6 protein-coding genes and 3 tRNA genes are annotated in these 11,327 nt (G+C 40.6%); 6 read left to right on the forward strand and 3 right to left on the reverse strand.

Annotation, left to right across the window (positions count from 1 at the left end):
• Window positions 1–2 precede the first annotated feature (2 nt).
• Together MXE38_RS07365 and MXE38_RS07370 are read right to left on the reverse strand one after the other, a co-directional pair.
• A tRNA-Lys gene (locus MXE38_RS07365) sits at window positions 3–78 on the reverse strand.
• Between the two features lie 21 nt (window positions 79–99).
• Window positions 100–174: transfer RNA gene (locus MXE38_RS07370), tRNA-Lys, on the reverse strand.
• 824 nt (window positions 175–998) lie between these two features.
• Between MXE38_RS07370 and MXE38_RS07375 the strand changes: the two genes are divergently transcribed.
• The 4 genes from MXE38_RS07375 (at window position 999) to MXE38_RS07390 (ending at window position 7,324) form a co-directional block, all read left to right on the forward strand.
• Window positions 999–1,982 (forward strand): radical SAM protein, encoded by a 984-nt coding sequence (locus tag MXE38_RS07375; RefSeq protein WP_246913590.1) that lies wholly within the window; start codon window positions 999–1,001, stop codon window positions 1,980–1,982.
• Window positions 1,983–2,692: 710 nt separating this feature from the next.
• Window positions 2,693–3,832, forward strand: a complete 1,140-nt coding sequence (gene carA / locus MXE38_RS07380) for a glutamine-hydrolyzing carbamoyl-phosphate synthase small subunit (RefSeq protein ID WP_246913591.1) — start codon at window positions 2,693–2,695, stop codon at window positions 3,830–3,832.
• 18 nt (window positions 3,833–3,850) lie between these two features.
• On the forward strand, window positions 3,851–7,084 hold the full coding sequence (gene carB / locus MXE38_RS07385) for a carbamoyl-phosphate synthase large subunit (protein WP_246913592.1): 3,234 nt from the start codon (window positions 3,851–3,853) through the stop codon (window positions 7,082–7,084).
• Window positions 7,085–7,234: 150 nt separating this feature from the next.
• Window positions 7,235–7,324: transfer RNA gene (locus MXE38_RS07390), tRNA-Ser, on the forward strand.
• Between the two features lie 362 nt (window positions 7,325–7,686).
• Here MXE38_RS07390 and MXE38_RS07395 read toward each other — a convergent pair.
• Window positions 7,687–8,976, reverse strand: coding sequence for an NCS2 family permease (locus MXE38_RS07395; RefSeq protein WP_246913593.1), 1,290 nt, complete (start codon window positions 8,974–8,976; stop codon window positions 7,687–7,689).
• Window positions 8,977–9,320: 344 nt separating this feature from the next.
• Here MXE38_RS07395 and MXE38_RS07400 point away from each other — a divergent pair, with 344 nt between their 5' ends.
• Both MXE38_RS07400 and MXE38_RS07405 read left to right on the forward strand, forming a co-directional pair.
• A complete protein-coding gene (locus tag MXE38_RS07400) occupies window positions 9,321–10,247 on the forward strand; it encodes an NAD(+)/NADH kinase (protein ID WP_246913594.1) in 927 nt (308 codons plus the stop codon).
• A 362-nt stretch (window positions 10,248–10,609) separates the two neighbouring features.
• Complete coding sequence (locus MXE38_RS07405; protein ID WP_246913595.1) at window positions 10,610–11,212, forward strand: oligogalacturonate-specific porin KdgM family protein; 603 nt, start codon at window positions 10,610–10,612, stop codon at window positions 11,210–11,212.
• Window positions 11,213–11,327 lie beyond the last annotated feature (115 nt).

Here is an 11,327-nt window from a genome sequence, read left to right on the forward strand (position 1 = left end):
AATGGTGGGTCGTGAGGGATTCGAACCCGCGACCAACGGATTAAGAGTCCGCTGCTCTACCAACTGAGCTAACGACCCAGACAAGATACAAGATATTAATGGTGGGTTGTGAGGGGATCGAACCCTCGACCAATGGATTAAAAGTCCACTGCTCTACCGCTGAGCTAACAACCCATTACGGCGTTGCCTCATTAGTACCTTGGTCAATTCGTTTTGTTTTACAGCATCGAACCGACGGGGTGCTATTTTACTTAAATATTTAAGCAAAGCAAGCATTTTTTTAAAAAATTTTAACTTTTTTTCAAAAAAGGCTTAATTATGCCTTTTTTCAAAGCATATTATTTTGACAAAATCTTAAAAAACCACCAAATGCCCCATTATTATTTTTAATAAAGCCTCAAACTTTTTTCCAAACTACTATTAAAAGCTGCTCTTAGACCTCTATCCTCCTACTCCATACACAATAATGATGCTTAACTTAATAGTGTAGCCCTTACTCAGCCAACTAAACCTTACTTACCTACCTTAAAGGTAAAGAGCTTTATATAAGTAGAAAGTAATAGCCACTATTACTACTTAGCTTGCTTATGAGTGAAGTCTTAATGGCTATGGCCATGACCATGGCTACGGCTCCATAGCTATCAGGACAGCGCCAGTGCCAATACCAATGCTGATGCCAATGCCATGGCTACTAAAGCAGAGAACATTCATAATTGGTTAGTAGTGGAAAGCTACTTAATTAATAGGGAGACCCTATGTTTACTTTTGATTTTGGTGTTGGTTTGGTTTTGGCTGGGGCATTAATAGCTCAGCTTACTATGTCATGCGTAGGCAGGAGGTGGAGTTTGTTTTGTGTAATTAAGAACTTCTATTAGTTGGGCGCAAAATGATTTCTACTCTAATAGTGATTTTAGTAGAATAAGGCAAATTTAAGCCAACAATGGCTTTTATCTTAGTGGACTTATTATTAACTCAACTATTTAGTGGAAAAGATAGCTATGCCACAAAATTATCAACAGCTTGTTTCTCAAGACCTCTTAACTGAGTATTGCTATAAGAAAGCAAAATTAACTAAAGCTTTAGAAAATCCTCAATCTGTTGAGTTTGATATGCTCTATGCCTTAGTAGCTAAAGAAATGGCTAAGGTTGACCCACCTTTGATCATTCCTTATGTTGAGTTTTGTATTTCGGCCCAATGTACTTTAAAGTGCCGAGATTGTGCTAACTTTATGCAGCACTACCAAGGCAAAGCTAAGCCTATGGATCTAGAGGCTGTTAAATCTTGGATTGTGGCTTTTGTTGAGTCGGTTGATCACATCATGACCTTAAGATTGATGGGTGGTGAGCCTTTAATGCAAAAAGACTTTACTAAGCTTTTTGAGTTTGTCCTAACGCTACCAAAGATTCAGCACATTCAAATTGTTAGCAATGCTACCTTGGTGCCAAAAGACGATTTGTTAGCTCTTATGGCTAATAACACTAAGTGCTCATTCTTCTTTTCTAATTATGGTTCTAAGTTAGCCCCTAAGTATGATGCCATTGTGAAACATTGCTTAGACCATGGCGTACTAGTCCAATCTACTCCAGCTGATATTTCATGGTTTGACATGGGAGATACCCATGATCGTCATCTTAGCGATGAACAAAAAGCTGTTGTGTACCAAAATTGTCCTAACAATTGCCGCCATGTTTGGAATGGCGAATTCCACCACTGCCCACGCTCTGCTCACGCCAAGTACTTAGGCTTAATTGAGATGCCAGAGCAAGATTATGTACCTTTATTAGAACTTGATAGTGCCACTCGCCGTGAGCGCATTAGAAAGATGTACGATGCACCTTTTATTGAGGCCTGTAATCATTGCTCTTTATCTAAAGAAGAGCTTAAGCTGGTTCCATGTGCTATTCAGGTTACCACCCAAAGACCAAAAGCTACCTCAAACAAAAACGCCAGCACTAAGCGTTCAAACAACAAGCGCAAATAAGTGATCTTTTTTTCATAGAATCAGGCCTTAGCAATTTTGCTAGGGCCTGATTCATTTCTACTCGTATATAAAAAGCTATTGGCAATCATAAAGTCTTAACTGGTGCACCTTTGAGCGCAAACCTAGATATAAGCTGATATTCGGGCGTGATTTTACAATTTTGTAAAATGTGAAGCAGGGAAAATAAAATTTGCTTAGAATAACTTAATATTACTTAGAAAAGCCTCATTGTTAACTTGATTTTGTGAGCAATTTCGCTAAAATACATGAGACTTTGGCTGTCGTGTGTTCGAGCATAGGAACAAAACATCACACAAGCTTAATTATTTTTGAGCTTATTTAAGATTTTTTACTTCCTGCAGCCCACTATAACTACAGGCTTAATTAAAGCTCTAGAGATGACAATGGACTATGATTAACTATTAATCATTTCCACTAATTTAGTAACCAACAGAGGCTTTTATATCAAAAGGCATTTACTAAATTTAGAAGGCACCGAGGTTTAATTGAGCTCCTGCCTTTAGAGCATCTCCTTTGATTAACCATTTTTCTTAGGTTAGTTGTATCAACATCTAGCCCCTTAATGCTGCATAAAATTTATGCTTATTATGGTTATCAGCTGCCTGTGTTTTAGTCTGCTCATTACAACACTATGCTCTTATCACTCTTCTTAAAGTCGGTTTTATCAGCTCGAAATTTTGGAGGTATTTGTGGCAAGTACCGCAATCCTTGCACTCGCTGATGGCACTGTTTTCAAGGGCAAGGCCTTTGGCGCTTTAGGTGTCATTCAAACTGGCGAAGTGGTCTTTAATACTTCAATGACTGGTTATCAAGAGATCCTTACTGATCCATCTTATACTGGTCAAATAGTTACTTTAACTTACCCACATATCGGCAATTACGGTACTAATGTCGAGGACATGGAGTCCAAAGAGATTTATGCTCAAGGCCTGATCGTTCGCGACTTATCATCTGTTGCATCCAACTTCCGCTCCGATACTTCTTTAAGTGACTTCTTGGCTAAGTATAACAAGCCAGGTATCGCAGGAATTGACACCCGTATGCTTACTCGTATCTTACGTGAAAAGGGTGCTCAAAACGGTTGTTTATGTACCGATCCATCTATTACTCCAGAACAAGCTATTAAGCTTGCTCAAGAATGCCCTTCTATGAAGGGTCAGGATCTAGCTAAAGTAGTGACCACCAACGAGGTCTATGAGTGGACTGAGGGTGAGTGGACTTTAGGTCAAGGCTACTTAAAGCAGGATCCAAGCTCCTTACCATTCCATGTAGTCGTTTATGACTTTGGTGTAAAGCGTAATATTTTACGCATGCTTGCTCAACGTGGTTGCCGTTTAACCGTTGTGCCAGCTACCACTAGCGCTCAAGAAGCCTTAAAGTACAATCCAGATGGTATTTTCCTTTCTAATGGTCCTGGCGATCCAGAGCCATGTACTTATGCTATTGAGGCTATTAAGACTTTTGTTGAGCAAAAGATTCCTCTCTTTGGTATTTGTTTAGGCCATCAGCTTTTAGGTTTAGCCTCTGGCGCTAAGACCATTAAGATGAAGTTTGGCCACCATGGTGCTAACCACCCAGTAAAAGATCTAGCAACAAATACTGTTTACATCACCTCACAAAACCACGGTTTCTGTGTTGATAAAGACACCTTACCTGAAAATGTAAAGGCCACTCACTTCTCCTTATTCGATGGTTCTTTACAAGGTATTGAACGTACTGATGTTCCAGCATTTAGCTTCCAAGGACACCCTGAGGCAAGTCCTGGTCCACACGATCCAAAGCCACTTTTTGATCACTTCATCGAGCTGATGCGTCAAAACCACAAGTAGAGAACTAGAGGAAGTTTTATGCCAAAGCGTACGGACATTAAAAGCATTTTGATTTTGGGTGCAGGCCCAATTGTCATCGGTCAGGCATGTGAGTTCGACTACTCTGGTACTCAGGCTTGCCGTGCTTTACGTGAGGAAGGTTATCGCGTTATTTTGGTTAACTCTAACCCAGCAACCATTATGACCGATCCTAATATTGCTGATGCTACTTACATTGAGCCAATTGACTGGCGTGTAGTAGAGCGTATTATTGAAAAAGAGCGCCCTGATGCAGTGCTACCTACTATGGGTGGTCAGACAGCCTTAAACTGCGCTTTAGATTTAGAGCGTGAGGGTGTACTTGCTAAGTATGGTGTCGAGATGATCGGCGCTAATGCTGACACCATTGATAAGGCTGAAAACCGTGAGCGTTTTGATGAGGCCATGAAGAAGATTGGTCTTGAGTGCCCACGTTCAGGTATTGCTCACTCTTTAGAAGAAGCATGGCAGGTTCAAAATGAAGTTGGCTTCCCATGTATCATTCGTCCATCCTTTACTATGGGTGGTACTGGTGGTGGTATTGCCTATAACCCTGAAGAGTTCGAGTCTATTTGTACCAAGGGTTTAGAGAGCTCTCCTACCCATGAGTTATTAATTGACGAATCCTTAATCGGCTGGAAAGAGTTCGAGATGGAGGTAGTACGTGATCGCAAGGACAATTGCATCATTGTTTGCTCCATTGAAAACTTTGATCCTATGGGCATCCATACTGGTGACTCTATTACTGTTGCCCCTGCCCAGACCTTAACCGATAAGGAATACCAAATTATGCGTGATGCTGCTATGGCAGTATTACGTGAAATTGGTGTGGAAACTGGCGGTTCTAACGTACAGTTTGGTATCAATCCAAAAGATGGCCGTATGGTTATCATTGAGATGAACCCACGTGTTTCCCGCTCTAGTGCTTTAGCATCTAAGGCTACTGGTTTCCCTATTGCTAAGGTTGCAGCAAAGCTTGCAGTTGGCTACACCTTAGATGAGCTTGGCAATGATATTACTGGCAATTTAACTCCAGCTTCATTCGAGCCTTCTATTGACTATGTAGTTACCAAGGTTCCACGTTTCAACTTTGAAAAGTTCCCTAATTCCAATGACCGCTTAACCACTCAGATGAAGTCTGTTGGTGAGGTTATGGCTATTGGCCGTACTTTCCAAGAGTCCTTACAAAAGGCTTTACGTGGCTTAGAGACTGGCAAGAGCGGCTTTGACCCACGCCTTGATATGAACCACAAGGAAGCTCGTACTAAGTTATTACACGAGCTTGAGGAAGCTGGCGCTCACCGTATTTGGTACATCGCTGATGCTTTCCGTATGGAAATGACTGTTGAGGAGCTCTTTGAGTACACTCACATCGATCCATGGTTCTTAGTACAAATTAAGGAACTTATTGATATCGAGAAGGGCTTAGCAGGTCGTACCTTAAAGTCTATCGATGCCAATGAAATGCGTGACCTTAAGTCACGTGGCTTTGCTGATGCTCGTTTAGCAGAGTTATTAAACACCACTGAGGATTTAGTTCGTGAGCGCCGTTGGCTCCACGAGGTATATCCAACCTTTAAGCGTGTTGATACTTGTGCAGCTGAGTTCTCAACCCCTACTGCTTATATGTATTCTACTTATGAGCAAGAGTGTGAGTCTAACCCATCTAACCGTCGCAAGATCATGATCTTAGGCGGTGGCCCAAACCGTATCGGTCAAGGTATCGAGTTCGATTACTGCTGCGTACATGCCTCTATGGCTTTACGTGAGGACGGCTTTGAAACCATTATGGTTAACTGCAACCCTGAGACAGTATCAACCGACTACGATATTTCTGATCGCTTATACTTCGAGCCAGTTACCTTAGAAGATGTATTAGAAATTGCTCGTGTTGAGAAGCCAGAGGGCGTAATCGTTCAGTTTGGTGGTCAAACCCCACTTAAGCTTGCTCGCAAGCTTGAGAAGGCTGGTGTACCAATTATCGGTACCTCACCTGATGCTATTGATAAGGCAGAAGATCGTCAGCGCTTCCAAGAGGCTGTTGAAAAGTTACAACTTTTACAACCAAAGAATGGCACTGCTATTTCCTTAAATCAGGCTGTTTCTATTGCTGAGCAGATTGGCTACCCTCTCGTAGTTCGTCCATCTTATGTATTAGGTGGCCGTGCTATGGAAGTTGTATATGACGAGGATGATTTACGTCGCTACTTCAATGAGGCTGTTAAGGTTTCTAACAAGTCTCCAGTGCTCTTAGATAAGTTCTTAGATCACGCTATTGAAATCGACGTAGACGCAGTATGCGACGGCAAGACCGTAGTTATCGGCGGTATTATGGAGCACGTTGAGGAGTGTGGTGTTCACTCTGGCGACGCAGCTTGCGTATTACCACCATGGCACTTAACTGATGAAATCAAAGAGCGCATTATTAAGATCTCTAAGGATCTTGCTATGGAGCTCGACGTTAAGGGCTTAATGAATGTTCAGTTAGCTGTTCGTGATAATGAGATTTACCTCATTGAGGTAAACCCACGTGCTGCACGTACTGTTCCTTTTGTTTCTAAGGTTACCTCTTTACCTTTAGCTAAGATCGCTGCACGTATCATGACTGGCGTATCTTTAGAGCAACAGGGCATTACTGAGCAAGTAATCCCACCATACTACTCTGTTAAGGAAGTAGTATTACCTTTCCACAAGTTCCCAGGCTCTGATCCAATCTTAGGCCCTGAGATGCGTTCTACTGGTGAGGTAATGGGTACTGCTAAGACCTTCCACGAGGCTTATGCTAAGGCTCAGTTAGCTGCTAGCAGTGAGATTGTAAGAAAGGGTCGTGTATTACTTTCTATTCGCAACTCTGACAAGCCATTACTTGCAGACCTTGGTCGCAAGTTAATTGCAGCAGGTTTCGAGCTCGACGCTACTGGCGGTACCTTCAAGACTCTTGAAGAGGCTGGTTTACCAGTAACTCGTGTTAAGAAGGTTTACGAGGGCCGTCCAAATATTCTCGATGCTATTAAGTCAGCTCGTTATAACTGGGTTATTAACACCACTGAGGGCCGTCAGTCTGTATTAGACTCCCGCTCCTTACGTCGTGGCGCTCTTAAGCACCGTGTAAGCTACTGCACCACCATCAATGCTGCCTTTGCTACTGTAGATGCTATTGGTGAGAATGAGTTTGCTTCCGTATACTCAATTCAAGAGCTTCACCAAATGATTAAAGACGCTAAAAATAGCTAAATTTTAAAGCTTATTTAAAGCGCAAAAAGGCAAGGTATTTACCTTGCCTTTTTTCATGGAATTGACTATTTTCGCATGGCTTTACTAAATTATTGCTAAAACACTTGCATACTAAAAAAACTTAGGTATAATGTGCGCACCAACCGATGCGGATGGATGGCAGAGCGGTTGAATGCAACGGTCTTGAAAACCGTCGAGGATTGACGTCCTCCGTGAGTTCGAATCTCACTCCATCCGCCATCAGGGATGAAAAAATAAAAAGGCTTAGGCCTTTTATTTTTTGCCTTTAAACTAGATACAACATATCTTTTAACTACCTCCCGCCCACTACACAACAACCTTCCTACTCACATAATCTCCTAAGTAAAACCACCATTGCCTTGTTGCATAGCTCTATCTATTCCCCAGCAATTAGCTTGCAGCTTCTAGCTTACTCTCCCCATCTCTAAGTAATAGGCTTGTAGCTGCAGCTTGCTCTACCTATCTCTAGGCAAGTAGCTTGTGGCTTGTCCTTTTATTTTGTGGTTAATGTTATGGCAACAAAAAAGGCCTGAACATACCCATGCCCAGACCTTTCTTTTTTTGTAACTCTCTGCTTCTTACTACATAGTTAAGTACTTAACCATGAAGGCAATAGCTAAAATCCAGGTAGCTACGGAAACACGCTTATACTTGCCAGTTAATAAGTGTAAAAGCACGAAAGAAATAGCACCTAAAGCAATACCCTCAGAAATAGAGTAAGCAAGAGGCATCATAATAATACAGATGAATGCAGGAATAGACTCTGCGTAATCACCAAAATCAATCTTTTGAATTTGGCTCATCATCATTAAGCCCACTAATACTAATACTGGAGCAGTAGCAGCACCAGGAACAGCTAAGAAGAATGGGGCTAAGAATAATGAAATAGCAAAGCAAACAGCTGTAGTAAAGGAGGTTAAACCAGTACGACCACCCTCTGCAACACCAGAGGCAGATTCTACGAAAGTAGTAACGGTTGAGGTACCTAACATAGCACCAGCAGTGGTGCCTACAGCATCAACTAAGAAGGCCTTCTTAAGGTGAGGAATACGGCCATTCTTATCAATCATACCTGCACGGTTAGAAACACCTACTAAAGTACCGATAGTATCGAAAATATCCACAAATAATAAGGTGAATACTACGACAACCATGTCTCTAGTTAAGATATTTTCAAACTCGAACTTGAAGAAAATTGGCTCAATTGAAGGAGGCAAACCAACAATAGAGTCAAGGTGAGTAACACCTAAAGGAATTCCAACTAAGGTAGTAAGTACGATACCTACTAATAAAGCACCACGGATCTTTAACACTAATAACACAGAGGTAATTAAAAGACCAACTAAGCCTAATAAAGCAGGGCCGTGGGTAATATCACCTAAAGTTACTAAAGTAGCTGGATTATCAACAATAATGCCAGCGTTTTGTAAGCCAATAAATGCAATGAATAAACCAATACCAGCTGAAATAGCATATTTTAAGGTCATTGGAATAGCATTAACAATTTGCTCACGTACGTTAGTAATGGTCAAAATGATAAAGATAATACCTTCAATCAATACTGCGGTAAGAGCAAACTGCCATGAATAGCCCATGGTTAGACATACAGTGTAAGCAAAGAAGGCATTTAAACCTACACCTGGAGCCAACGCAAATGGAAGCTTGGCATAAACAGCCATAAAGAAAGTAGCGAGAATGGAGGCTACAGCAGTAGTAGTGAATAAAGCACCTTTATCCATACCAGCAGCAGATAGCACATTAGGAGATAAAGCTAAAATGTAAACCATGGTTAAGAATGTGGTTACACCAGCTAAAATCTCGGTTTTAATATTATGGACTGAAGGATCAAAGCCGAAAAGTTTCTGTAACATTACGAAGGCATCCGTCAAGCAATACTTAAGTTAAAGAACAGTTGTTAAAACTAGCAAATTCTTAAGAAAAATTTGCAAGGCGATAATATCACTTAGTCCCTTTTTAATCAATTAAAATAGCCCTAATATAAGCCTATTTGCCCCTTAAACTTCGTATTTATATTGTCCGAAATCTTACAATTAGGCACAAACAATGATTGCTCTTCTACCATAGAATGCTATAAATAATTTAAAGATATCTATTTTAAGGCACATCCTGCAATTTACTTGCTTTAGAATGCTCATTAATTGTATGCTGACACAATACCAATTTATTTAGGGTATTTGTGCACCAAGGAGTTGTCATGAGCACTATGGCCGATAGCCACAAGCCTAACAAAAAGATTCAAAAGGCTATTATCGTTTCAAAGGTCTATCACCGTCCTGTTGGAGGAGCTATTTCTGAGGTAGCTAAGCTCTTAAATAATTTGGGTGTTGAGGCATATATTGACCAAAACACAGCTGTGGGCTTTAATCTAGAAGACGTTCCTATTATCTCCCGTCGTTACATTAGGGATGCTGATCTTATTATTGTAGTAGGTGGTGATGGTTCTTTATTAGGAGCAGCCCGCTCCTTAGTTGACTTTGATGTTCCTATGCTTGGCATCAATCGAGGCCATTTGGGACTACTTACTGATGTTAGCCCTCATAATTTAGAAAAATGCCTGAAAAAAGTGGTTGAGGGTAAATACACTACTGAAAACCGCATGCTGTTAGATGTGCGTGTTTTTAGAAGAGATGAAGATGGTGCTGAAGAGCAAATAGGCCAATCACTAGCCTTGAATGAAACAGTAATTCACTCTGGCATTTTGGCTCATATGATTGTTTGTCGTGTCAATATTAATGGTAGCTTCTTATATTCATTAAGAGCAGATGGCATTATTTTAGGAACCCCTACAGGATCTACTGCCTACTCCTTATCCGCAGGTGGCCCTATCATTGAGCCTCATTTAGATGTGCTCTCTTTAGTTCCTATGTTTCCGCAATCTTTAAATTGCTCCCCTATTATTATTCCAGGCAAGAGCCGTGTTGAGGTGGAGTTTGAATTTAAAGAAGATGTACCTGAATGGGTTAATATTAACTGTGATGGCCAGGTAACTATTAGAGCAGATACCAAATGTATAGTTTGTGTGCGCCAACATCACACTCCATTAAAGCTTATTCACCCTGAAGGCTATGACTATTACAATATCCTGCGTCAAAAGCTAGGTTGGGGCCAAAGTTTGGTTTAATTGAAAAAGCCAAGTTCTTATATAAGAGCTTGGCTTTTTTCATATCTGTATTGCAAGCAAGGCGTGCTATTACGAAATTGAAATCAGGCGTTAAATTAATGAAAGGTTAATAAGATTGTTATTGCAAAATTGCAAAGAGTAAAACTAAAGAAAAAGTAGAGAAATGGCTTTAGATAGAGAGCGCAACAACTTTAGCGCCTAATGGCATATCCATTGCAAAAAGTTGATGGTAAGAGCCCCAGTCCCAGTCCCAAGATTAGAAGCTTGGTGATGAATTTTATTTAGGGGCACAAGGATGGGCAGAAACAAAAAATTGTACTGTTTCTGTCCACACAAAAAACCTAATACATGAATTTTACCATATGAATAAGATCAAATGCGCACTTGTTCAAGTGTCTTTGGCCGCTAGCGCTATTGCTGGAGCCCTTTGCGCCTCTACTAATGCTTATGCTTTATCCATTGACTATCGCCATGAATATGTTGATGTAGGCAAGTCCCATAAAGACCGTTTTATGCTCTCTGATACCTTCGCTAATGGCTTTGGCTATAGCGTAGAAACAAAGGCTAAATCAGGTGGCGATTCTCAAGATGAAGCTTATAGCGAGATGGAGTCTAACGGCGCTGAGTTTTCTGTTTCCTACAAGTACAAGCTCAACTCTAACATTTTTGTTCAGCCTGCTATGAATATTGAGTTTGGTGATCATAAAGCTATTTATAAGCCATCATTTAAAGTCCAATATACTTTTGATAATGGCATTTATGTGGCAGCTCGCTATCGCTTTGAGTACACCCGAGAAAATCAAGAAAACAAAATCGATGAGAACTGCCATCGCTACGAAGGCTGGCTCGGCTATAAGACAGGCCCTTGGGCTTTTGAGGGTAACTATATTTGGCGTGATTCAGACAAGATCCGTTTTAACAACAAAGAAACTGATTATGAGTACGACTTTAAACCTAAAAGTTAGCTAACAGTGTCATGTAATTTATTAAAAGTCAAGATTTATATCGAAAAAAATGTTTATTGGGAGATAATTTTTTCTATAAATCATGACATTATATGTGATATAATGTCATGGTTTT

This window comes from Anaerobiospirillum sp. NML120448 (assembly GCF_023050945.1).
Taxonomy (GTDB): domain Bacteria; phylum Pseudomonadota; class Gammaproteobacteria; order Enterobacterales; family Succinivibrionaceae; genus Anaerobiospirillum.

Bases quoted from the DNA above. Each gene is read 5' to 3' on its own strand.
- carB (WP_246913592.1), top strand. From the start codon at position 3,851: ATGCCAAAGCGTACGGACATTAAAAGCATTTTGATTTTGGGTGCAGGC.
- MXE38_RS07375 (WP_246913590.1), top strand. From the start codon at position 999: ATGCCACAAAATTATCAACAGCTTGTTTCTCAAGACCTCTTAACTGAG.
- MXE38_RS07395 (WP_246913593.1), bottom strand. From the start codon at position 8,976: ATGTTACAGAAACTTTTCGGCTTTGATCCTTCAGTCCATAATATTAAA.
- MXE38_RS07400 (WP_246913594.1), top strand. From the start codon at position 9,321: ATGAGCACTATGGCCGATAGCCACAAGCCTAACAAAAAGATTCAAAAG.
- MXE38_RS07405 (WP_246913595.1), top strand. From the start codon at position 10,610: ATGAATAAGATCAAATGCGCACTTGTTCAAGTGTCTTTGGCCGCTAGC.